The 22,756-nt window shown below is 65.9% G+C and carries 18 protein-coding genes, 1 tRNA gene and 1 pseudogene; 13 read left to right on the forward strand and 7 right to left on the reverse strand.

Annotated features, from left to right (window positions below):
- Positions 1–304: hypothetical protein (locus tag CA2_RS18410; RefSeq protein ID WP_217997645.1), on the reverse strand; the 304-nt coding region annotated here is incomplete at its 3' end.
- On the opposite strand from CA2_RS18410, the gene CA2_RS15590 reads away from it, so the two are divergent.
- A complete protein-coding gene (locus CA2_RS15590) occupies positions 294–797 on the forward strand; it encodes a methyl-accepting chemotaxis protein (protein WP_169741486.1) in 504 nt (167 codons plus the stop codon). The two genes, CA2_RS18410 and CA2_RS15590, sit on opposite strands and share 11 nt — an antisense overlap.
- A gap of 102 nt (positions 798–899) precedes the next feature.
- Here the strand turns inward: CA2_RS15590 and CA2_RS15595 are convergent, their stop codons facing one another.
- A complete protein-coding gene (locus tag CA2_RS15595; protein WP_042419482.1) occupies positions 900–1,754 on the reverse strand; it encodes a YbgC/FadM family acyl-CoA thioesterase in 855 nt (284 codons plus the stop codon).
- A 25-nt stretch (positions 1,755–1,779) separates the two neighbouring features.
- The gene (locus tag CA2_RS15600; protein ID WP_081889039.1) at positions 1,780–2,709 is read right to left on the reverse strand and encodes an alpha/beta hydrolase; all 930 of its coding nucleotides are present in this window, start codon (positions 2,707–2,709) and stop codon (positions 1,780–1,782) included.
- Between the two features lie 233 nt (positions 2,710–2,942).
- Between CA2_RS15600 and gbd the strand changes: the two genes are divergently transcribed.
- The gene (gbd, locus tag CA2_RS15605; RefSeq protein ID WP_042419490.1) at positions 2,943–4,079 is read left to right on the forward strand and encodes a 4-hydroxybutyrate dehydrogenase; all 1,137 of its coding nucleotides are present in this window, start codon (positions 2,943–2,945) and stop codon (positions 4,077–4,079) included.
- Positions 4,080–4,087: 8 nt separating this feature from the next.
- On the opposite strand, the gene CA2_RS15610 is transcribed toward gbd, so the two are convergent.
- From CA2_RS15610 to CA2_RS15620, 3 genes are all read right to left on the reverse strand, one after another.
- Positions 4,088–6,553: an AI-2E family transporter gene (locus CA2_RS15610; protein ID WP_081889038.1), complete on the reverse strand. Its 2,466-nt coding sequence runs from the start codon at positions 6,551–6,553 to the stop codon at positions 4,088–4,090.
- A 185-nt stretch (positions 6,554–6,738) separates the two neighbouring features.
- Positions 6,739–7,536, reverse strand: a complete 798-nt coding sequence (locus tag CA2_RS15615; RefSeq protein ID WP_042419494.1) for an HDOD domain-containing protein — start codon at positions 7,534–7,536, stop codon at positions 6,739–6,741.
- Between the two features lie 255 nt (positions 7,537–7,791).
- Positions 7,792–10,158 carry a Tex family protein gene (locus CA2_RS15620; RefSeq protein WP_042419497.1) on the reverse strand — a complete coding sequence of 789 codons (2,367 nt, stop codon included), beginning with the start codon at positions 10,156–10,158 and terminating at the stop codon, positions 7,792–7,794.
- Between the two features lie 167 nt (positions 10,159–10,325).
- Here CA2_RS15620 and CA2_RS15625 point away from each other — a divergent pair, with 167 nt between their 5' ends.
- The 11 genes and pseudogenes from CA2_RS15625 to CA2_RS15670 form a co-directional block, all read left to right on the forward strand.
- A complete protein-coding gene (locus CA2_RS15625; protein ID WP_042419501.1) occupies positions 10,326–11,375 on the forward strand; it encodes a DUF72 domain-containing protein in 1,050 nt (349 codons plus the stop codon).
- Positions 11,376–11,573: 198 nt separating this feature from the next.
- Positions 11,574–13,787: a type IV pilus assembly protein FimV gene (locus CA2_RS15630; RefSeq protein WP_042419503.1), complete on the forward strand. Its 2,214-nt coding sequence runs from the start codon at positions 11,574–11,576 to the stop codon at positions 13,785–13,787.
- 227 nt (positions 13,788–14,014) lie between these two features.
- Positions 14,015–15,119, forward strand: a protein-coding gene (gene prfB / locus CA2_RS18100) for a peptide chain release factor 2 (protein WP_156106108.1) whose coding sequence is annotated in 2 segments (ribosomal slippage) — positions 14,015–14,095 and positions 14,097–15,119 — 1,104 coding nt in all. Because the reading frame shifts where the segments join, the coding sequence is not laid out codon by codon here.
- Positions 15,120–15,130: 11 nt separating this feature from the next.
- Entirely contained in the window at positions 15,131–17,818 is a 2,688-nt protein-coding gene (gene pepN / locus CA2_RS15640) for an aminopeptidase N (protein WP_042419506.1), read from the forward strand.
- Positions 17,819–17,915: 97 nt separating this feature from the next.
- The gene (locus tag CA2_RS15645; protein ID WP_042419510.1) at positions 17,916–18,932 is read left to right on the forward strand and encodes a class 1 fructose-bisphosphatase; all 1,017 of its coding nucleotides are present in this window, start codon (positions 17,916–17,918) and stop codon (positions 18,930–18,932) included.
- A gap of 18 nt (positions 18,933–18,950) precedes the next feature.
- Positions 18,951–19,026, forward strand: a tRNA-Thr gene (locus CA2_RS15650).
- A gap of 146 nt (positions 19,027–19,172) precedes the next feature.
- On the forward strand, positions 19,173–19,841 hold the full coding sequence (locus CA2_RS15655; RefSeq protein ID WP_156106110.1) for a hypothetical protein: 669 nt from the start codon (positions 19,173–19,175) through the stop codon (positions 19,839–19,841).
- Between the two features lie 200 nt (positions 19,842–20,041).
- Complete coding sequence (locus CA2_RS15660) at positions 20,042–20,251, forward strand: hypothetical protein (protein ID WP_042419516.1); 210 nt, start codon at positions 20,042–20,044, stop codon at positions 20,249–20,251.
- Positions 20,252–20,337: 86 nt separating this feature from the next.
- Positions 20,338–21,564, forward strand: a complete 1,227-nt coding sequence (locus CA2_RS15665) for a plasmid recombination protein (protein WP_042419519.1) — start codon at positions 20,338–20,340, stop codon at positions 21,562–21,564.
- 46 nt (positions 21,565–21,610) lie between these two features.
- The gene (locus CA2_RS18775) at positions 21,611–21,916 is read left to right on the forward strand and encodes an HGGxSTG domain-containing protein (protein ID WP_281176804.1); all 306 of its coding nucleotides are present in this window, start codon (positions 21,611–21,613) and stop codon (positions 21,914–21,916) included.
- Between the two features lie 74 nt (positions 21,917–21,990).
- Positions 21,991–22,377 (forward strand): annotated as a pseudogene (locus CA2_RS15670) (IS5 family transposase); the annotation flags it as partial.
- 32 nt (positions 22,378–22,409) lie between these two features.
- On the opposite strand, the gene CA2_RS15675 reads toward CA2_RS15670, so the two are convergent.
- A partial coding sequence (locus tag CA2_RS15675) for an integrase core domain-containing protein (RefSeq protein ID WP_042419533.1) occupies positions 22,410–22,756 on the reverse strand: 347 nt, incomplete at its 5' end.

Genomic DNA, 22,756 nt, shown 5'->3' on the forward strand with positions numbered 1-22,756 from the left:
CGCCGAGCTGCAGGCGCTGATGCTGAACCTGCATGACACGGTGCGCACCGTGACACACAGCGTGCGCCAGATGCAGACCGCCAGCCACGAGATCCAGACCGGCAGCAACGACCTGTCGGCCCGCACCGAGATGGCCTGCAACGCGCTGGAGGAAACCGCCCGTGCCGCCTCGCGCGTGCTGGCGGCCGGCGAACATGCCCGGGCACTGGCCGCCGACACCGACGCGATGACGCGCAACGCCACCGAGGCCGCGCACCAGGGTGCAGGCCGTGGTGGCCGCCCTGGCCCAGAGCATGGCCACCATCCGCCAGCAGTCGCAGGAGATTGCCGAGATCGTGGCCGTGGTCGATGGCCTGGCGTTCCAGACCAATCTGCTGGCCTTGAACGCGGCCGTGGAAGCCGCCCGCGCGGGCGAGCAAGGCCGTGGTTTTGCCGTGGTGGCCGAGGAAGTGCGCCGCCTGGCCCTGCGCAGCGCCGATGCGGCCCAGCAGATCCGCGGGCTGATCCAGTCCTCCGGGCAAGCGATCGCCCTGGGCTCCAGCCAGAGCCAGGACGCGCTGGCCGCCATGCAGCAGCTGCAGCAGGCCTCGGGCAATGTGACAGGCAGCATGCGCGAGATCATGGACTCCACGCAGGAACAGGCCAGCGCCATGGCCGACATCACCCAGGCCATCCACCAGCTCGAGCACAGCATGTCGCAGAACTCGGCCCTGGCCGAAGAGTCGCACGCCGCCGCCAGCAGCCTGCAGGAGCAGACGGTGCAGATGCGCCGCAGTGTGCAGGCCTTCAAAATCTGAAGCGCACACCGCGCATGGAACAAAGGGCTTCAGGTCAAAAACACCTGAAGCCCTTTGTCTTTGAGCGCAGGCCGCTCATTTTTTGATGAACACCTGCCGCGTTTACAAGGTTTTGCGCATGGTGATGTGGTCGATGCCCGCCTCCTGGTAGACCTCGCCCTCGGGCACAAAGCCGGCGCGGGTGTAGAAGTTGCGGGCGTGGACCTGGGCGTGCAGCACGGCCTCGCGGTCCCCGCGTTGCTGTGCGGCATCCACCAGCGCGTCCAGCACCCGGCGTCCCACGCTGGAGCCACGCAGCTCGCGCGCCACGGCCATGCGGCCGATGCGGCCCACACCGGGCGCATCGCTGACCAGCCGCCCCGTGCCCACGGCATGGCCCAGGCGGTTGAGGGCCACGACATGGCGGCAGACCGGATCGAACTCGTCCATCTCGATCTCGGGCGGCACGCCCTGCTCCTTGACGAAGACTTCCATGCGCAGGCGCTCGGCCAGGCGGCCCAGGTCGTTCCAGTTGCCGGAGCGCAGCTGCACCATGTCCTCGCCAGCCTCGAAGGCGGTCAGCATGTCGCGCAGCGCCTGCGGCACGGGCTGGGGTTGCTGCTGTGCGTCGGCAAACACATAGACCAGCTCCACCGTGTTGAGCAGTTGCTGGCCGCGGAAGATGCCCGCCTCGAACTGCAGCGAGGTGTTGCCCTGGCGCACGCAGCGAATGCCCACGTCCAGCACATCGCCCATCTGGGCCGAGGCGTGGTAGGTCACCGTGGCCTTCTTGACGAACAGCTCGCCGCCCAGCGTGGCCCAGCTTTGCGCATACGGCATGGCCATCTGGCGCCAGTAGTCGGTGACCGCCACGTCGGCGTACATCAGGTAGTGGGCGTTGAAGACGATCTTCTGGGCATCCACTTCGGACCAGCGCACCGTCAGGCGGTGGCGGCAACGGAAATCTTGGGGTCGCATCGTTGGCTCTTTCATGTCGCGGGCATCAGTCGGCGGGCGTGGTGCCCAGCGCCGCGCGCAAGGCGGCGGCCATGGCGGCATGTGCCTGGCGCGCCTCGGGAATGGCGCGGCCCATCTTGATGAACTCGTGGGTCACGCCCTTGTAAATCTCCAGCTCGACCGGCACGCCGGCCATGCGCAGCAGGTCGGCGTACTGCACGCCCTCATCGACCAGCGGGTCCAGCTCGGCCAGGCAGAAGAAGGCCGGCGCCACGCCCTCGACGTCCGGGGCCAGCAGGGGCGCAAAACGCCAGTCCTCGCGGTCGGCTGCGCTGCGCACGTAGTGGTTGAAGAACCACTGGATGCCATCGCGCTCCAGCACCAGGCCATGGGCATAGCGCAGGTGCGAATCCGTGTCCTGGTGGGCGCAGGTGCCGGGGTAGATCAGCAGCTGCAGCTGCAGCACCAGGCCGGCGTCGCGCGCCAGCAGTGCGCAGGCCGCGGCCAGGGTGCCGCCGGCGCTGTCACCACCAACGGCCATGCAACCGGTGTCCAGCCCCAGGCCGGCACCGTGCAGGGCCAGCCACTGCAGGGCGTCCCAGGCGTCGTGGATGGCAGTGGGGAAGCGGTGCTCCGGTGCCAGGCGGTAGTCCAGCGACACCACGGCGCAGCCTGACAGTCGGGCCAGCTGGCGGCACAGGATGTCGTGCGTCTGCACGCTGCCGATGGTGAAGCCGCCGCCGTGCAGATACAGCAGCACCGGCAGGGCCTGGCCCTGCGTGGGCGCATACAGCCGGGCCGGCAGCGCGCTGCCATCGCGCGCAGGAATGCGCAGGTCTTGCACGCGGGCCAGCTCGGGCTTGGTGATCTCCAGCACGCCGGCGCCCGCCTCGTAGGCGGCGCGGGCCTGCTCGGGGCTGAGCGTATGCAGATGGGGGCGGTTGGCACGCACCATGCGGCGCAAGACATCGCGCATGGCCGGCGTCAGGGGATGGGGCAGTTCGTGGTCGGGACTCACAACACGCAAACAACAGTCACAAAGCCGCACATCATGCAGCAATCCCGGGCCGTGCGCAGACAAACTGGCGGACTTTGTCGCCGGGGTGACCGTGGCCCAGCCCGGCTCAGGGTTCCCAAGGTGGCGCGATGGGCGCAGGCTGACTAGATTGCCAGTCCAGCGTGTGCACATGGCTTCACAGGGAAATTCGCATGGCCTTCATCAATTACGTGACCCAGATCCAGTTCGACTTCGGCGCCGTGCGCCTGCTGCCGCAGGAATGCCAGCGCGTGGGCATCACCCGGCCGCTGATCGTGACGGACGCGGGCGTCAAAGCGGCCGGCGTGCTGCAGCACGCGCTGGACGCCCTGGGCGCGCTGCCCGTGACGGTCTTTGATGCCACCCCCAGCAACCCCACCGAGGCCGCCGTGCACGCCGCCGCCGACCTGTACCGCCAGCACCGCTGCGACGGGCTGATCGCCGTCGGCGGGGGCAGCGCCATCGACTGCGCCAAGGGCGTGGCGATTGCCGCAACCCACGAGGGGCCACTGACCACCTACGCCACCATCGAAGGCGGCTCTGCCAAGATCACGGCCGCCGTCGCCCCCATCATCGCCGTGCCCACAACCAGCGGCACGGGCAGCGAGGTGGCGCGCGGTGCCATCATCATCGTCGACGACCACCGCAAGCTGGGCTTTCACAGCTGGCACCTGGTGCCCAAGGCCGCCATCTGCGACCCCGAGCTGACCTATGGCCTGCCCCCCCTGCTGACGGCCGCCACCGGCATGGATGCCATCGCCCATTGCATGGAAACTTACATGGCGGCGGCCTTCAACCCGCCGGCCGATGGCATTGCCCTGGACGGCCTGGAGCGCGGCTGGGCGCACATCGAACGCGCCACGCGCAACGGCCAGGATGCCGAGGCTCGCCGCCAACTGATGAGCGCCAGCATGCAGGGCGCCATGGCCTTCCAGAAAGGCCTGGGTTGTGTGCACAGCCTGAGCCACAGCCTGGGCGGCATTGCCCCCCGCCTGCACCACGGCACCCTCAACGCCATGTTCCTGCCGGCGGTGGTGCGCTTCAACGCCGAGGCCGCGTCGGTGGTCAAGGACCACCGGCTGGAGAAGATGGCCCACGCCATGGGCCTGGCCAGCGCCAGCGACATCCCCGAGGCCCTGCGCGACATGAATGCCCGTCTGGGCCTGCCCAGTGGCCTGGGCGCCCTAGGTGTCGAGGAAGACTGGCTGGACGCCGTGATTGCCGGGGCCCTGAAAGACCACTGCCACGCCACCAACCCGCGGCTGGCCAGTGCCCAGGACTACGCCGACATGCTGCACGCCGCCTGGTAAGACCGGCCTCAGGCTGCGGGCGGCGCCCCTGTGGCGCCCTGGCCCCGCGCCTGCACCTGCTGCATCACCTCCCGCGCCATGCCTTGCAGCACCGCCAGGCCGGCGGCATCCATGTTGCGCGGGGCATCGTGCAAGATGCACAGGCTGCCCAGCACCATCCCCGCCGCATCCACCAGCGGCACGCCGGCATAGAACTGGATGCCTGCCCGCCGCAGCCACGGGTTGTCGGCAAACCGCGGGTCGCGCGCCAGGCTGTCCACCACCACACTCTGCCCCTCCTGCACCACATAGGCACAGATGGAGGCATCGCGCGGCAGCCCCGGCGAGGCAGGCGGCACCTCGCCATGCACCAGCAGCCCGCCCGGGGTGTGCACCCAGTCTGCATCGACCAGCGAGACCTGGGCGTACTTCACATCGAAGGCATGGGCCGCTTTCAGGGCAGCGTTCCTGTAGACCTCGGTGCAACCAGCATCCAGGGCGCCGCTGCGCTGCAGGTGCTGCAGGCGCTGCGCCTCGTGCGGCGGCCTGCGCGCCGGCACACAGCCCTGGGCCGTGGTCGGCACCGGCGACGCCGCCTGCTGGATGCGCAGCACCGCCTCGTGCATGCTGGTGACCAGGGCCTGCACGCCCAGGCGCTGCAAGTCCTCGCCCTGCAGGCCTTCGGGGGGCAGGTTCCACAACGCCAGCACCACCTGCAGCTGCGGATACCGCCGACGGATGCGGCGCAGCCACTGGCGCAGCAGGATGTGCGGCTGCCCATGCAGGGTGGACAGCACCAGCCACTGCACATGCTGCCAATCGCCGATGCCGTCCAGCCCCCGGTCCGGCGCCAGGGCATGGCTGGCACTGGTGGCGGGCAGGCCCTGCAACTGCAGGCTGTGCGCCAGCATGCGGGCGGCCCAGGCATCCACCGCCCAGCGGGCCCCCACACAGTGCACGCGCCCGCACGCCGCCGCGTCTGCCAGCCCTGGCGCGCCCGGGTAATCCTCGGTCAGCTCTTCCAGCAGGTCTTCCATGCCGTTGGAAAGGCGCATGCGGTGCTCGACCGTGGCTGCCTCGGCATGGTGCTTGCACGCCAGCTTCAAGGCCGGCAGCGCCACCTGGCCGTAAAAGCCCTCCACCGCCGCGGCCTTGTCCATCACTGTCGGCCTGGCGGGCAAGCGCTGGGCGATGTCGCTGCGCGCCAGGGCAATTGCATCGGACACGTCCTCGGCCAGCAGGCGCTGGTACAGGCGGTGCGGGGCGTCCATCACCGGCTGGCTGCCCAGCAGCACCTCCAGGAACTGCAAGCCCGGCAGATAGCGGCCCAGCACCAGGCAGCAGGCCGTCAGCGGCGTCGACAGGATCAGGCCAATCGGTCCCCACAGCGCAGTCCAGAACGTGGCGGCGATGATGATGGCCAGGGTCGACAGCCCCGTGCTGCTGCCGTACAGCCAGGGCTCGACAATGTGGTTGCTGACCAGCTCCAACACCAACACCAGCGCCAGGGTCCACATCAGCATGTCCCAGCCCGGTGCCACGGCAAACGCCAGGGCCAGCGGGAACACCGCAGCCACCAGCGGCCCCACGTAGGGCACAAAGCGCATCACCATGGCCAGCACCCCCCACAGGATGGCCCCGGGCACGCCAATCAGCCACAGGCCCGCCGCCATGGGCACGCCATAGGCCACATTCACGATGCACTGCATGCGCAGGTAGCGGCCGATGCGGTGGGCGGCCTCGTCCATGGCATCGGTCGCCACGTGCGGATTGCCCCCCATCAGGCGCAGCAGCCGGTCGCGCAGGTCGTCGCGGTCCAGCAGGATCAGGATCACGAACAGCAGCACGATGCCGGCCTGCGTCAGCGGCTCGCTGACCTTGCCCAGCCACTGCGCCACGCGCAGCACGGGCTTGTCCTCATCGCGCACCACCTCGACCTGCTGGACCCGCGATGACCGCTGGCCGGGCTCGGCCGTGGCCGCTGCGATCTCGCGCTCCACCGTGCCATAGGTCTTGACCGCGCCGTCCCAGGCGCTGGGGCCGGCGGTCAGCACGCGCAGGTTGCGAAGCTTTTGCTTGATGGTGGTCTGGTAGGTGGGCAGGTCCGCACTCAGCGCCTGCACCTGCTTGCCCATGTACAGGCCCAGGCCCGCCAGCGCCCCCAGCGCCAAGGCCACCACCAGCAGTGCGGCCGCCAGGCGCGGCAGCCCCCAGCGGTGCAACCGCGTGACGGCCGGGTCCAGCAGGAAGCCCAGCAGCACGGCGAGGGCCAGGGGAATCAGGATCTCCCGCCCAAAGTACAGGCCCACGATCACGATGGCGGCGATCATCAGCCCCACCATCCAGCGCAGGCCGGGCACAATGGCCACCAGGGCATTGCCCTGCGAGGCTCTATACGCTGTAGGGCGCGCACTGGCGGGCCCAGAACCCGGAACCTGGGCCGTCTGGGGTTCGGTCGGGGTGGATGGCGATGGCTGGGGCGACGGGTCGGACATGGGGCATGCCACAGCGGCCGGCCCGCCTGCGCCAGGCGGGCATGCACGGTTGTGGACCAAAAACGAAAACCCGCCCAGCATGGCGGCGCCCGGCACCGCCCCGGTGTCAGGTTTTTCCGCCAGGCCGTGCCTGATTTTTCAGTCTTTTTGGGCTCCAGCCCTTGGTGCAAGCGCGCAGTGCGCTATCAATACATGGACTGGCTCCAGTCCGTTGCTTCCTGCTGCAAGACCACGTCCACGTCGATGCCCAGCGCCAGCGCAATGTCCACGGGGAAGGCGTCGGCCATGCTGCGCTCGCTCCAGCCGCTGACCTTCACGCGGTTGCGCCACACCGCCAGGTGCAGCACCCCGGCCATGGGGTCGAACTGCGCGTCCTGCAGCGGCGCCTCCATCGCCTGCACGGCGGCGACGATTTCTGCAGGCAGGCCCCAGGCGCGCAGCAGAATGGCCGTGGTGTGGTGGGCGCTGTAGCCCCAGTGGCGCACCTCCACGCGCGGGCGGCGCGGGTCCCACAGGCCGGCCTCGGCCGCCAGGGCGGCCACGCGCTCGGGCTGGGTCTGGTGCAGCACCAGCTGGCCCATGCCATGCAGCAAGCCAGCGATGTAGGCCACGCTGCCATCCAGGCGCACCCGCCCCGCCAGGCTGCGCGCCAGCTTGGCGCAGTCCTGGCTGACGCGCGCAAACTGCCCGATGTCGATGCCAGCAATCGGCCGCGCCACCATGCCCGCCTGGGCCTTCTTCAACAGCGCGCGCAGCTGGCGCTCGCCCAGCAGGGTCAGGGCCTGGGGGATGCCGCGCACCTGCGCCGCCATGCGGTAGGCACTGGAGTTGGCGCACTCCATCAGCTGGGCCGCCAGCACCGGGTCGCAGCCGAACAGCTGGTTCACACGGCGCATGTGCGGCACCTCGCTGATCAGCTCGCGCATCAACAGCGCCAGGATCCGCGGCTGGCAGGGCAGTGACAATTCTGGAGCGGCTTGCATGGACCTTCAGGCAGTGACAACCGTGTACCGGACCCGGGCATCGCCGCTCAGGCACCGTCCTCTTCAACCGGGGCACGCAGCCCCCCATGCCGAGTATGGGCTGCTCAGATGACGGCCTTGCGCGAATAAGCCGGACTTTTCCCCGCTGATTGCCCGCTATCTGCGCCGCGATTGTGCGCGGTCGTGCGCACGCCGTCACGGACCGGCGCACAAAAAAGGGCAGCCGCAGCTGCCCCGGGTGGCGCCGTGTGCGCCTTACTTCTTCAGCGCTTGCAGCTTGGCAAAGGCCGAGGCCATGGCGTTGGGCTGCTCGGCCTGACCACCACGCTGCGACTGGGCATAGCCCCCGCGGCCTTGGCCGCGACCGGCGCTTTCAAAACGGTTGTCGCGCGGGCCATCGCGGCGGGCGGGGGCCGCATCGAGCTTCATGGTCAGGCTGATGCGGTTGCGCGCCACGTCCACTTCCAGCACCTTGACCTTGACGATCTGGCCGGTCTTGACCACCTCGCGTGCGTCCTCGACGAACTTGTGGCTCATCTGGCTGACGTGGACCAGGCCGTCCTGGTGCACCCCCAGATCCACAAACGCGCCGAACTGGGCCACATTGCTGACCGTGCCTTCGAGGATCATGCCCTCCTTGAGGTCCTTGATGTCTTCCACGCCGTCGTTGAAACGCGCCACCACAAAGTCGGGGCGGGGATCGCGGCCGGGCTTGTCCAGCTCACCCAGGATGTCCTTGACGGTGATGGCCCCGAACTTCTCGGTCACAAACTGCTCGGCCTTCAGGCCCTTGAGCACGTCGCTGCGGCCCATCAGCTGGTCCACGGGCTTGCCGGTGGCAGCAATGATCTGCTCCACCACGGGATAGGTTTCGGGGTGCACGCCTGTCATGTCCAGCGGATTGTCGCCACCGCGGATGCGCAAGAAGCCGGCGGCCTGCTCAAAAGTCTTGGCGCCCAGGCCGGCCACATCCATCAGCTGCTTGCGGTTTTTGAACGAGCCGTTGGCATCGCGCCAGCGCACCACGGACTTGGCGACCGAGGCGCTCAGGCCCGACACGCGGGTCAGCAGCGGGGCCGAGGCCGTGTTCAGGTCCACGCCCACCGAGTTCACGCAGTCTTCGACCACGGCGTCCAGCTGGCGCGCCATCTCGCTCTGGTTCACGTCGTGCTGGTACTGGCCCACGCCGATGCTCTTGGGGTCAATCTTCACCAGCTCGGCCAGCGGGTCCTGCAGGCGGCGTGCAATGCTCACCGCGCCGCGCAGGCTGACATCCACGTCGGGCAGCTCCTGCGAGGCGAATTCGCTGGCCGAGTACACGGACGCCCCGGCTTCGCTGACCACCACCTTCTCGATCTTGCAGTCCGCCTTGGCGGTCAGCTTGATCAGGTCGGCTGCCAGCTTGTCGGTTTCCCGGCTGGCCGTGCCGTTGCCAATGGCAATCAGGTTCACGCCATGTTTTTCCACCAGCTTGGCCAGGGTGTGCAGCGATCCTTCCCAGTCTTTGCGTGGCTCGTGCGGGTAGACGGTGGCGGTGTCCACCAGCTTGCCGTTGCTGTCCACCACGGCCACCTTCACGCCGGTGCGGATGCCGGGGTCCAGGCCCATCACGGTCTTGGCGCCGGCCGGGGCGGCCAGCAGCAGGTCACGCAGGTTGTCGCCAAACACCTTGATGGCCACCTTCTCGGCGTCTTCGCGCAGGCGACTGAACAGGTCGCGCTCGGTCGACAGGCTGAGCTTGACGCGCCAGGTCCAGGCCACGCACTTGCGGATCAGGTCATCGCTGGCGCGCTTGGCGTGGCTCCAGCCCAGGTGCAGGGCAATCTTGCCTTCAGCCAGGCTGGGCTGGCCCGGTTCGGGCTCCACGGGCTGGACCAGCTTGGCTTCGAGGATTTCCAGCGCGCGGCCGCGGAACACGGCCAGCGCGCGGTGCGAAGGCACGCGGCCAATCGGCTCGTCATAGTCGAAATAATCGCGGAACTTGGCCACCTCGGGGTCGTTCTCGTTCTTGGCCTCGACCTTCTTGGACTTGAGCAGGCCCTCGTCCCACAGCCATTCGCGCAGCTTTTGCACCAGGGCCGGGTCTTCGGCCCAGCGCTCGGACAGGATGTCGCGCACGCCGTCCAGCACGGCGAAGGTGGTGCTGAAATCGGGGCCGGGCTTGCCATCGTCCAGCGTGGTCGCAGGCTGGCAGAAGGCCTTGGCTTCCTCGTGCGGGTCCAGCGTGGGGTCGGCAAACAACTTGTCGGCCAGCGGTTCGATGCCGAACTCCTTGGCGATCTGGCCCTTGGTGCGGCGCTTTTGCTTGAACGGCAGGTAGATGTCTTCCAGCTCCTGCTTGGTCGGCGCATTGGCAATCGCCAGACGCAGCGCATCGGTCAGCTTGCCCTGCTCGTCGATGGCCTTGAGCACGGCCACGCGGCGGTCTTCCAGCTCGCGCAGGTAGGACAGGCGGGCCTCCAGCTCACGCAACTGCACATCGTCCAGCCCCCCGGTCACTTCCTTGCGGTAGCGGGCGATGAACGGCACGGTCGCGCCACCATCCAGCAATTCCACGGCAGCACTGACTTGCTGCGCACTGACTTTGATCTCTGCGGCAATTTGCCCAATGATTTTTTGCATGCGTTACGCGCCCCTCGGCGCTGTGTCCCTGAAAGCGGGCAAGTGTGCCATACGTGATTGCCGCCCATCCGCAGATCGGGTGCCGCCTTGCATATCCACACAATTGATAGCTGATCGCGCCGGATACATCTGCCCTGGAGGGCAAAATCATTCAAACTCCAGATGCCATGCAAGACGATTTGTTCGCGGCCGACGATCCGCCCGCTCCCCAGCCCGCCCCCAAGGCTGCGGCCACGCCGCGTGGCAGCGGCGTGCGCGCAGTGCAGCACCCCGCCGACTTGCACGAGCTGGCCCAGTCGCTGCCCCCCACGCTGCGCATGGGCGTGTCCACCTGGTCCTACCCGGGGTGGGATGGCCTGGTCTGGGACGGCGTCTACAGCGATAGCACCCTGTCCCGCAAGGGCCTGGGCGCGCTGAGCCAGCACCCGCTGATGCGTACCGTCTGCGTGGACCGCAGTTTCTGGCGCCCCCTGAGCACCGAGCAGTACGCCCAGATGGCCAACCAGGTGCCGGGCGACTTCCGCTTTGTGGTCAAGTGTCCGAATGTGGTCACCGACGCCCTGGTGCGCGGCGAGCATGGGGCCGGCCAGGAGCGCAACCCGGCGTTCCTGGACCCAGGTCTGGCCTGCACCCAATTCCTGCTGCCCTGCCTGGAAGGCCTGGGACCCAAGCTGGGGGTGCTGGTGTTCCAGATCAGCCCCCTGCCCTGGTCCGTGCTGCAGGACACCGCCACGCTGTGGCGGCAGCTGGCGACCGTGCTGGCCAGCACCCGCGCCGCCTTGCAGCACGCCCCACAGGTGATCGTGGCCGTGGAGGTGCGCGACCCGCTGCTGCTCAGTCCCGAACTGGCCCAGGTGCTGCGGGCCCACGGCGCCACCTACTGCCTGGGTCTGCATGGGAAAATGCCGCCCATCGAGCCACAGCTGGTGTTCTTGCGCCAGCTGTGGCCCACGCCCCTGGTCTGCCGCTGGAACCTGAACCACAGCTTCGGGCCGTTCGGCTACCAGGCAGCCCAGGAAAAGCACCGCCCCTTCAACGCACTGGTTTCGGCTGACACCCACACCCGCACAATTCTGGCGCGGACTGTGCGTGGCATTACCGGCGCCGGCCAACCCGCCTTTGTCACCATCAGCAACGATGCGGAAGGCTGTGCACCACTTTCCATCCACCGGCTGGCGCAGCAGATTGCGCCTGCCGCCGGTCCGGAGCCCGCCTGAGGCACTTGCCACCCAGTTATGAATGGTTCACATTAAGTCCCACACAGACAACAGCCAGGGCCCTTTACAACCAGCTTGTCACAAAAAAATGACCCAAGCGCGACAATTTGCAACATTCTGCGGAGGCATTACCGGAGGATTCACTCACAGGGCGCACGTGGTTGCGCACAGGACTTTGGCGTTAGAGAAGACATCACCGTGAAACTTCGCAACATCCTCATACTCGCTGGCAGCGTCGCCGCTGCCTCGCAGGCCTGCGCGCTGTCCCTGGGCAACTCGCAAGGCCAGGTCCAGCTCGGCGCGCCCTTGAACTTGGTGTTTCAGGTGCAGCCCGATGACGGACAAACCGCCGAGAGCAGCTGCATCACGGCCACCGTGTGGATGGGCGACGACAGCCTGTCACCCGGCAATGTGCTGATCACCCCGCAAGCCACCACCGTGCGCGTGCGCACCACCCAGGTCGTGCACGAACCCCTGGTGACCGTGAAGCTGACGGCCGGCTGCGCAGGCAGCGTGGCCCGCAGCTACACCCTGTTCGCCGACCCGCCAAGTTCCATGGCGGCCACCATCGCCCCCATCGATCTGAGCAAGTTGCAGGTCACCCCGCGCCCAGCGGCACGCCCCGCCCCGGCCGCCGACGCCCCCGCACGCCCTGTGCGCAAGGTAACCAAGCGGGTGGTCAAACCCGCCGCGGCAGCCCCCGTGGCCGCGGCTGCAGTGGCCGCACCTGCGGCCGCCAGCGCCAACAGCACGGTCGCGCCCCCCCCTGCACCGCCCGCGGTCACGGCTCCAGCCCCCAGTGCCGCAGAACCCGCAGCGACCACACAGCCACGCTTGCGTATGGAACCCCTGGAAGGGCTGGGCAGCCCCCAGACGGCGCCCGAGGCCCCGGCGAGCGCCGAAACCACCGAACCCCGCATCGACGCCCAGACCCAGGCCTTGCTGGACACCAATGCCCAGCGCCTGCAGACCTTGGAGCAGCAACTGCTGGGCCTGCAATCGCAGCTCAAGAACAACCAGACCGAACTGCTGAAGCTGAACACCCAGCTGGCCCAGGCCGAGCAGCAGGGCCTGCCAGCCTGGGTGCATATCTTGCTGGGTCTGCTGGCCCTGTCCCTGGCCTGCATTGCGTGGCTGCTGCAGCGCATCAAGCAGGAACGCCAAAACTCGCAACACGCCTGGGCCGAAACCGTGCTGGCGGCCGCCCACCCGACTGCGGAGCCGACCGAGGCCGCGCTGCAAGCTGCGCTGACACCCGCAACCGCGCCAGCCCCTGTGCCCCCGCTGGTGCAGGCTGCCGCACAGCAGCCTGAAGCCACCGAAACCATCATCGCAGCGACTGCGCCAGCCATGGCTACGCCTGCAGTGGTAGCAGTGCCGCAAGAGCCCCCGCTTCCCGAGCCTGCGCAACTGCAAGAGCTGCCCAGCCAGGTGGCAGAGACCGCGCCAGCCCGCGCACCAGTGGCACCACCTGACACGTCCCTGGTCGAGATGCTGACCGCTCAGGCCCTGTTCGATGTGCAGGAGCAGGCCGAGTTCTACGCTTCGATTGGCGAAAACGACCAGGCGGTCGACATCCTGCAGTCGCACATTGCACAGCACCAGGCGTCCTCGCCCCTGGCCTATCTGGAGCTGCTGCAGCTGCTCTACCGCCTGAGCCGCACCGATGCCTACGAGCAGGCGCGCGAACAATTCCAGGCGCATTTCAACGTGCAGGTGCCCTCTTTCCTGGGCTTCTCGCGCAAAGGGCGCGACCTGTGGAGCGGCTACCCCGAGGTGCTGGGCAAGATCGAGGCCTTGTGGCCCACCGATGACGTGCAGTCCCTGCTGCGCAGCCTGATCGTCAACAACCCTGCCACCGCGCTTGCCGACACCGAAGTCCGGTTCGATCTGGCGGCCTTTGATGACCTGCTTATGCTGTACAACGTTGCCCAGACCACCCCGGCCTCCAGCCGGGGACAGATGCCGGGTCGCATCCGCACCGCCCCCACCGAAGTGCCCCTGCCCGAGGTGGTGTTCGACGCCCCAGCTGCTGTGCAGGTGGCAGCCCCCGCCAGCTTTCTGCCGGATGACGCCTTCCTGTCGCTGCGCACGACGCCCGCGCCCCGTGCGCCGGTTGCGCCCCCCGAGGTCACCCTGCCGCTGCAGGCGGCGCAGTTGGACATGCTGACTGCGGCCCCCGCGCAGTCCCCACTGGCGGCCACGGATTTACCTGGCGACTCGCCGTTCCAAAGCCCTTCTCACTTCTCGCCCGACGAAGTGCTGATGCAAGAGTTGTCGCTGGACTGGAACAGCACGTCCCCCGCGGCCTCGGCCCCGGCCGACTTCACCACGCTGGACCTGCAAACGCTCACCATGGACGAAAGAGACCTGCCTCCGTCACCACCGGCAGCGCCACCGCCTGCGCATTGACGCCACCGCCCGCCCAACGCCACAGCCTTTGCACGCTGTGGCGTTGTTGTTTGTACCCACTGCCCCCCATTCCCAGGCGCCACTCGCCACAAACCTGCGGCGCGAGTGCCTTATTGGGGCAGTGTCTCCGTCTACATGCGAAAATCACGCCTTTGCGCGAGCGACGCCATAAAGTCCGACCACCGACAGGCCTTGCAGCGCAGCACAGTCACACACAAGGAATACACATGGAAGCCGAACGCATCAACCAAATCGAAGCCACCCTCGCAGACTTGTCCACCCGGACAGAAGACCTACGGAGGTATCTTTGACTACGATGCGAAATACGAACGCCTGCGCACGGTAAACGCCTCGCTGGAAGACCCCAACGTCTGGAACGATCCCAAGAAGGCCCAGGAACTGGGCAAGGAAAAGAAGTCCCTGGACGCGGTCGTGCTGACCCTGCAAAAGCTCACCACCGAGCTGGCCGACAATGCCGAGCTGTTCGAGATGAGCAAGGAAGAAGGCGATGACGCCGGCCTGGAAACCATCGAGGACGAGGCAGGCAAGCTGCGCCCACTGATCGAGGAGCTGGAGTTCCGCCGCATGTTCCGCCATGAGGCCGACCCGCTGAACTGCTTCGTCGACATCCAGGCGGGTGCGGGCGGCACGGAAGCCTGCGACTGGGCCAGCATGCTGCTGCGCCAGTACCTGAAGTACGCCGAACGCAAGGGCTTCAAGGCCACGGTCGAGGACGAAACGCCCGGCGACGTGGCCGGCATCAAGAGTGCGACGATCAAGATCGAAGGCGAATACGCCTACGGCCTGCTGCGCACCGAAACCGGCGTGCACCGTCTGGTGCGCAAGTCGCCGTTTGACTCCTCGGGCGGTCGCCACACCAGCTTCTCCTCGCTGTTCGTCTATCCCGAGATTGATGATTCGATCGAAATCAACATCAATCCCGCCGACGTGCGCACCGACACCTACCGTGCTTCTGGCGCCGGTGGTCAGCACATCAACAAGACCGACTCGGCCGTGCGCCTGACCCACATCCCGACGGGCATCGTGGTGCAGTGCCAGGATGGTCGCTCGCAGCACAGCAACCGCGACGTCGCGTGGCAACGCCTGCGCTCGCGCCTGTATGACTTTGAAATGCGCAAGCGCATGGAAGAGCAGCAAAAGCTCGAAGACACCAAGACCGATGTGGGCTGGGGCCACCAAATCCGCTCGTACGTGCTGGACAACAGCCGCATCAAGGACCTGCGCACCAACGTTGAAGTTTCGGCGACCCAGAAGGTGCTGGACGGCGACCTGGACGTATTCATCGAAGCCTCGCTCAAGCAAGGCCTATAAGGGGAGCTTTCATGCTGCGTGAAGGACAAGCCTCAGCCATTTACCGTGCTGACTACCAGGCACCGGCCTGGTTGATTGAAACCGTCGACCTGACCTTCGACCTGGACCCCGCCAAGACGCGCGTGCTCAACAAGATGCGCATCCGTCGCAACCCCGGCGTGCCCGCCCAAGCGCTGCGCCTGGATGGCGACGAGCTGAACCTGGCGCGCGTCATGGTCAACGGCGGCGGCACCTCGTTCAAGATGGATGGCAGCCAGCTCGTTCTGGAGAACCTGCCCGAGGGCAGCGACCCCGTCGAACTGGAAATCTTCACCACCTGCGCGCCCGCGAAGAACACCAAGCTCATGGGCCTGTATGTGAGTGAAGGCACGTTCTTCACGCAGTGTGAGGCCGAGGGCTTCCGCCGCATCACCTACTTCCTCGACCGCCCCGACGTCATGGCCCTGTACACCGTGACGCTGCGCGCCAACCAGCACAACTACCCCGTGCTGCTGTCCAACGGCAACCTGGTGGACGCAGGCCCCCTGGATGACGGCCGCCACTTCGCCAAGTGGGTCGACCCGCACAAAAAGCCCTGCTACCTGTTTGCGCTGGTGGCGGGCCAGTTGGTCGCCCGCGAGCAGAAGATCAAGAGCCGCGCCGGCCGCGAGCACCTGCTGCAGGTCTTTGTGCGCCCCGGCGACCTGGAAAAGACCGAGCACGCCATGAACGCCCTGATGCACTCCGTGGCATGGGACGAGGCGCGCTTTGGCCTGAGCCTGGACCTGGACCGCTTCATGATCGTCGCCACCAGCGACTTCAACATGGGCGCGATGGAGAACAAGGGCCTGAACATCTTCAACACCAAGTACGTGCTGGCCAGCCAATCGACGGCCACCGACGTGGACTTCGCCAACGTGGAAAGCGTGGTAGGCCACGAGTACTTCCACAACTGGACCGGCAACCGCATCACCTGCCGCGACTGGTTCCAGCTGAGCCTGAAGGAAGGCCTGACCGTCTTCCGCGACCAGGAATTCAGCATGGACATGGCGGGCACCCCCTCGGCCCGCGCGGTCAAGCGCATCGAGGACGTGCGCGTGCTGCGCACCGTGCAGTTCCCCGAGGACGCCGGCCCCATGGCCCACCCCGTGCGCCCGGACAGCTACATCGAGATCAACAACTTCTACACCGTCACCATCTACGAGAAGGGCTCGGAAGTGGTGCGCATGCAGCACAACCTGGTCGGGCGCGACGGTTTTGCCCAGGGCATGAAGCTGTATTTCGAACGCCATGACGGCCAGGCCGTGACCTGCGACGACTTCGTGCAGGCCATCGCCGACGCCAACCCCGGCAGCGCGCTGGCCCAGCACCTGGAACAGTTCAAGCGCTGGTACAGCCAGTCGGGCACGCCCGTGGTCCACGCCCGCGGCCAGTACGATGCCGCCGCGCAGACCTATGCGCTGACCCTGTCGCAAAGCTGCGCCGCCACGCCCGGGCAGGCCGACAAGCTGCCGTTTGTAATCCCCGTCGAAATCGGCCTGCTGGGCCAGGACGGCAGCGCCCTGCCCCTGCAACTGCAAGGCACGGACGCCACCACCGCCAGCCAGACGCTGGTGCTGACCGAAGCCACACAGACCTGGGTCTTCACCGGCGTGGCGCAAGCCCCGGTGCCTTCGCTGCTGCGCGGCTTCAGCGCGCCGGTGGTGCTGGACTACGACGGCAGCGATGCCGAGCTGCTGACCCAGCTGGCCCACGACAGCGATGCCTTCAACCGCTGGGAAGCCGGACAACGCCTGGCCCTGCGCTACGCGCTGCACGCCGTGCGTGCAGACGGCGCCGTGGCGACCGACATCCTGCCCGGTGACTTTGTGGCCGCCCTGCGTGACGTGCTGCGCCACCCGACGCTGGATGCCGCCTACAAGGATTTGGTGCTGACACTGCCGGCCGAAAGCTACATGGCCGAGCAACTGGACGTGGTCGATCCGCAGCGCATCCACGCTGTGCGTGAATCCATGCGCCAGCAACTGGCCGAAGCACTGCAGGCCGACTGGACCTGGGCTTTCGACACCTACAGCGCCACCGGCGCCTACCAGCCCGACCCCATCTCGTCCGGGCGCCGCGCCCTCACGGGCAGCGCCCTGCTGATGCTGTGCCTGGCGGCGCGCACCAGCGGCGATACGGTCTGGCCTGGCAAGGCCTACCAGCGCTTTAAGGATGCGGGCAACATGACCGACCGCTTCAACGCCTTGTCGGCCCTGGTGCACAGCGGCGCCGAGCTGGCCAAGCCCGCGCTGGAACGCTTCCACGCCCTGTTCAAGAACGAGCCCCTGGTCATCGACAAGTGGTTCAGCCTGCAGGCCAGCAACTGCGACCGCGGCGGCCAGGTCCTGCCCGCCGTCAAGCAGCTGATGAAGCATGCGGACTTCAGCCTCAAGAACCCCAACCGCGCACGCAGCCTGATCTTCAGCTACTGCAGCGCCAACCCCGGGGCCTTCCACCGCACCGATGCCGCCGGCTACGTGTTCTGGAGCGAGCGTGTGCTGGAGCTCGACGCCATCAACCCGCAGGTCGCGGCCCGCCTAGCGCGCGCCCTGGACCGCTGGAGCAAGCTGGCCGAGCCCTACCGCACGGCCGCCCGCGAAGCGATTGCCCGCGTGGCCGCCAAGCCGGACCTGAGCAACGACGTGCGCGAGGTGGTCACCCGCGCCCTCGGCGATTGAGCATCAAAACGGCTGTTAGCGCTTACCCGATAAGCGCTGACAGCTCCTTTTTTAGAGTTAAGGCGCCCTGCCACAGGGTGCCCAAAGGAGAATTCTTATGACACGTCGTGTCAGCCTGACCCGTTATCTGGTCGAACAGCAACGCGCCGATGGCCGCATCCCCCCCCAGCTGCGCCTGCTGCTGGAAGTCGTCGCCCGCGCCTGCAAGCGCATCAGCTTTGCCGTGAACAAGGGCGAACTGGGTGACGTCATGGGCACCGCCGACAGCGAAAACGTGCAGGGCGAAGTGCAGAAGAAGCTGGACATCATCGCCAACGAAACGCTGATCGAAGCCAACGAATGGGGCGGCCACCTGGCGGCCATGGCCTCGGAGGAAATGGAAGGCATCTACGTGGTGCCCAACCGCTACCCCCAGGGCGAATACTTGCTGATGTTCGACCCCCTGGACGGTTCGTCCAACATCGACATCAACATGTCCATCGGCACCATCTTCAGCGTGCTCAAGAAGCCCGAAGGCCACCCTGGCGTGCACGACAGCGACTTCATGCAATCGGGCGCCCACCAGGTGGCGGCCGGCTACTGCATCTACGGCCCCCAGACCACCCTGGTGCTGACCGTGGGCGACGGCGTGGCCATGTTCACGCTGGACCGCGAGCAAGGCTCCTTCATCCTGATCGAGGAAAACGTCAAGATCCCCGAGGACACCAAGGAATTCGCCATCAACATGTCCAACATGCGCCACTGGGATGCCCCGGTCAAGCGCTACATCGACGAATGCCTGGCCGGCGAAGAAGGTCCACGCGGCAAGAACTTCAACATGCGCTGGGTGGCGGCCATGGTGGCCGACGTCCACCGCATCCTGTGCCGTGGCGGCATCTTCATGTACCCCTGGGACAAGCGCGAGCCCCAGAAGGCCGGCAAGCTGCGCCTGATGTACGAAGCCAACCCCATGAGCTGGCTGATCGAGCAGGCCGGCGGCGCCGCCACCAACGGCCGCGAGCGCATTCTGGACATCCAGCCCACCGAACTGCACCAGCGCGTGTCCGTGGTGCTGGGCTCCAAGAATGAAGTCGAACGCGTGACCCGCTATCACCTCGAAGCCGACCAAAAGTAACTATAATCTTCACCTGTTGCCGGTGTAGCTCAGTCGGTAGAGCAGCTCATTCGTAATGAGAAGGTCGCGTGTTCGATTCATGTCTCCGGCACCATTGAAATAAGGAAACCCCGCTATGTTTTGCATAGCGGGGTTTTGTTTTTTCTGACGATGTAAGGGCGGATGTAAGACGATTTTTTAGACGGCTGGCGCTGGACTGCGCCAGCCACCCAACCCAAACCGCGCAAGGAGACTGGATTCGTGCCCCCGTTTGACAAGACCCGTACCACCACCGAACTGCCGAGTTTGCCCATCGAGTGCGCCCCACATGTGGACCTCGAACTCACGGAACAACAAGCGCGCACCATGCTGGCCATCCAGGCCAAGACCGAGCAGCTCAAGCAAACACTGCGACAAGACCCTTTGTGGGGCACTCCGGTTTATCTGCCGCCCAGGGGCTTTCCGCTCAAGCCAGAAACTAGCGAGCAGGTGCTTGCCGAGCAGTTGCCCTGGCCTGCCCTGCTGACGCTAGCCAATTGCGCAGAAGAAACAGCCTCACTCGCCCAATGCTCCGTTAAAGAGCTGCTGCTGTATGCCATCCAGATCTGCCCGTACCAGCATGTGGCCGTCTTGATTCAATTTTTGTCGCACCAAGAAGGCATTGAAGCATCTGCCAAGGCGTTGAGCCCCTACATCCGACAGCTGAGAGACAAAGAAGCCCGCATCAAAGCAGGCGCCCGCAAAGGGGCTGACAAATCAGCGCACACGCGGCGCAAGCAGTCCAAGGTACCTGCGCCGCAAGATCTCAAGCGTGAAGCAGACAAGTTGATGGCCAGCCACTATGCAAAGCAGGACGTGGCAGGTATTTTGGCCAAACGCTACGACGTCACGCCGACAACCATTCGTCGCAAGCTGAATGCCGCCACATAGCAGACGCTTCGTATAGAGCGGAACCAGCCAACTCGCTGGCAGGTTTTCTGCCGGCTGAATTGCAGGGCTTGGATCGGTGAGCACCTGCAATCTGAATCTCTGTTGCCATCACAAAAATACGAACATGTAGGGGGCTCATGTTCGTCGTGACTTTCAAAGTCGCGGCCATCACAACTTCTTCAACTCAGAGGAATACAACGATGGCCTACTTTGTTGCACACCCCGTCCGCCTGGACGAAGAAACCCGCTCCCACATCACCACCGCCGAGGCGGCTTTCCACCTCAACCGCTCCGAGCAGACCCTGCGCCTGTGGGCCTGCAAGGAAACGGGGCCGCTGCGCCCTGCCCGCATCAACAACCGCTTGGCCTGGTCGGTCGCCGAGCTGCGCCGCGTTTTGGGTATCCACTAAACCGCTGCCCCGCCATGCGTTCGCTGGCCCTCTCCAACCCAGCCGTGCTTGTCACGGCTGGGTTCATTTGAGGGGCACGCGTGCACATGGACCGCCGAATACGGCCTGCCAACCTGCTGGTGCGCTTTGCCAAGCTCAAGGGCCCCACGGCTGCGCTGCGGGCGGCTCGACACAATCTGCGCGAGCTGGCGTTGACACCCAACATCACTCCAGGCCAGCAGCATCTCAACCTCGTCTTGCTCGGGTACCAGACGGCGGAAGCGGTCAACGCCGCCTACAAAGCACAGCTGGAAGCAGCTGGCATCGACAAGCTACGTGTGGACGCCGTGCGCCTGATCGAGGCCTTGGTCAGCCTCCCTGTGGGCATCCACGATGACAAATGCGCGTACTTCCAAGCTGCGCTGGACTGGATGGCCACAGAGTTTGGCAGCGCCAACCTCTTGAGCGCGGTCGTGCACAAGGATGAAAGCGCACAGCACATGCATGTGCTGATCGTTCCCCTGGTCCAGGGCCGCATGCAAGGCTCAGATTTACTCGGTGGTAAAGCACAGTTGCGTGCGCGCTTGGCACGTTTTGAACAAGCCATGCAGCCCCACGCAGCTGCTCTAGGCCTGCAGGACCATTCCGAGATGGCGCTGACGGCAGAACAAATGGCCGGGGAAGTCATTCGCGCACTCCAGCACCGCAAAGACCCGATGTGGAAAAGCTGCGTGGCCCAACTGCTTCGCAACTGTATCGAAGAAGCCCCTCAGGCGTTTTATGCAGCCCTGGCACCGATGTTGGGGCCCGCCGACACCCTGAGCCCGCCTCGCCCTCGTTGCCGCCCCAAGCGCACGAAAACGATGGCTGAGATCTTAACCAAGCCAATCACCAAGCTCCGTGGCGCGGCTGCGGAGCGCTACCGCCAAAGCCCGGAATACCAGCGTGCCCACATCACGGCACCTGCACGGCCCAAGCCTGCCGCCAGCATGGTGGGCGCCCGTGCCATCTCAGAAGCCACTTGCAGTTCCTCGCCCCCAGCTAATGTTCAGGTCACGCTGAAGTTGCCAACCCTGCCAAAGCGAACCCTATGCTCTGTAGGGTTCGCTGGCGCTGGTCCCACTTGGCCCATCCATACCAGCCTTGGCATCCTGGCCCAGCCTCGATCGACACTCCAGGCAAGCATCTCCAGGGTACGGGCAGCACCAATCCCATCGTGGCCGGCCGCAAAGTCCCCGCAACCGACTCCTCAACGCACCAGTCGGCTGGTGGCGCCTAGCTTGCTGAACAGCGTGCTTTTGAAATGGTGGCTGCTCCATGCGCGGGTTCCCTGAGATTGGACGACACACAAGTACGTTCAATTGCAAGACAGAGGCCCCCATGCACCACACCACTCAACAACATGCCTTACCAGCGCCAGAACCTGGCCACCAGAGCACTGATCACGAACCAAAGTCCGGCCATCTCCACAGCGAATGCTGCGGCGCGAGGACGCGCAAGGGCACACCCTGCAAAAGCAAAGCCCTGTATCGCGGTGGACGCTGCAAGTTGCATGGCGGGTTGTCCACGGGCCCCAAAACCAAAAAGGGCAAGGCTGCCAGCCGCCGTAATGGAAAGAAAGGTGGGCGCCCCAGGAAGAACCGACAAACTGAACGCAAAGGCACTGCGAAAAACCCAACCCCATGAGAACCAGACAAAACTTGACATTAGAGAGGGCGTTGTTGCATAAATGCCGGTCGCAGGTGAGGTAGGCTCGGGAGATGAGTGAGACGAGCTGGGGTCGGGTTAAGTACCGCACAACGAACTGGAAGGCGTACAACGCAGCGTTGAAAGCGCGAGGAGACCTGACCATCTGGCTGGATAAGGACATGCAGTGGCTGGCCCAGCCCAGAGGCAAGCGTGGTCGTTGCCAGAAATTCTCAGATGCGGCCATCCAGTTTTGCCTGACCATCAAGGGCTTGTTTGGGCAGCCCTTGCGCCAGACGCTGGGCCTGGTGCAGTCGCTATTGCGTATGGCAGGCCTGCCTTGGCCAGTGCCAGACTACAGTACGGTGTGTCGCAGACAAAAGAGCTTGAATGTGCAGGTGGACTACCGAGCAAGCGAGAAAGGCTTGCACCTGCTGGCGGACTCCACGGGAATCAAATTGAACCGCCCCGGGTTTTGAGGAGGCCGATTGGTTTAAGTTGACACCTCTGCCGAGGTGTCGCTGACGGCTAGTTGCCTCCAGTAGTTTGCCTCAGCTTCTGCCGGAGGGATGCCCCCAATCGGCGTGAGCAGTCGGACATGGTTGAACCAGTGCACCCACTGCAAGGTGGCCAGCTCCACGGATTCCCTGGTCTTCCAGGGGCCCCGGCGGTGAATCAGCTCGGCCTTGTACAGCCCGTTGATGGTCTCGGCCAGCGCGTTGTCGTAGCTGTCGCCCCGACTGCCCACCGAGGGCTGTACGCCCGCCTGGTCCAGGCGTTCGGTGTAGCGAATGGAAACGTACTGACTGCCCCTGTCGGAATGGTGCGTCAAGGCATGAG

Origin of the sequence: Comamonas aquatica NBRC 14918 (assembly GCF_000739875.1) — a bacterium.
In the GTDB taxonomy this organism is placed as follows: Bacteria; Pseudomonadota; Gammaproteobacteria; order Burkholderiales; family Burkholderiaceae_C; genus Comamonas; species Comamonas aquatica.

Bases quoted from the DNA above. Each gene is read 5' to 3' on its own strand.
- CA2_RS15660 (WP_042419516.1), top strand. From the start codon at position 20,042: ATGGCCTACTTTGTTGCACACCCCGTCCGCCTGGACGAAGAAACCCGC.
- CA2_RS15645 (WP_042419510.1), top strand. From the start codon at position 17,916: ATGACACGTCGTGTCAGCCTGACCCGTTATCTGGTCGAACAGCAACGC.
- CA2_RS15620 (WP_042419497.1), bottom strand. From the start codon at position 10,158: ATGCAAAAAATCATTGGGCAAATTGCCGCAGAGATCAAAGTCAGTGCG.
- CA2_RS15595 (WP_042419482.1), bottom strand. From the start codon at position 1,754: ATGCGACCCCAAGATTTCCGTTGCCGCCACCGCCTGACGGTGCGCTGG.
- CA2_RS18775 (WP_281176804.1), top strand. From the start codon at position 21,611: ATGCACCACACCACTCAACAACATGCCTTACCAGCGCCAGAACCTGGC.
- CA2_RS15625 (WP_042419501.1), top strand. From the start codon at position 10,326: ATGCAAGACGATTTGTTCGCGGCCGACGATCCGCCCGCTCCCCAGCCC.
- CA2_RS15600 (WP_081889039.1), bottom strand. From the start codon at position 2,709: ATGCGCGATGTCTTGCGCCGCATGGTGCGTGCCAACCGCCCCCATCTG.
- CA2_RS15610 (WP_081889038.1), bottom strand. From the start codon at position 6,553: ATGTCCGACCCGTCGCCCCAGCCATCGCCATCCACCCCGACCGAACCC.
- CA2_RS15615 (WP_042419494.1), bottom strand. From the start codon at position 7,536: ATGCAAGCCGCTCCAGAATTGTCACTGCCCTGCCAGCCGCGGATCCTG.
- CA2_RS15665 (WP_042419519.1), top strand. From the start codon at position 20,338: ATGGACCGCCGAATACGGCCTGCCAACCTGCTGGTGCGCTTTGCCAAG.
- gbd (WP_042419490.1), top strand. From the start codon at position 2,943: ATGGCCTTCATCAATTACGTGACCCAGATCCAGTTCGACTTCGGCGCC.
- CA2_RS15590 (WP_169741486.1), top strand. From the start codon at position 294: ATGGCCACCATCCGCCAGCAGTCGCAGGAGATTGCCGAGATCGTGGCC.
- pepN (WP_042419506.1), top strand. From the start codon at position 15,131: ATGCTGCGTGAAGGACAAGCCTCAGCCATTTACCGTGCTGACTACCAG.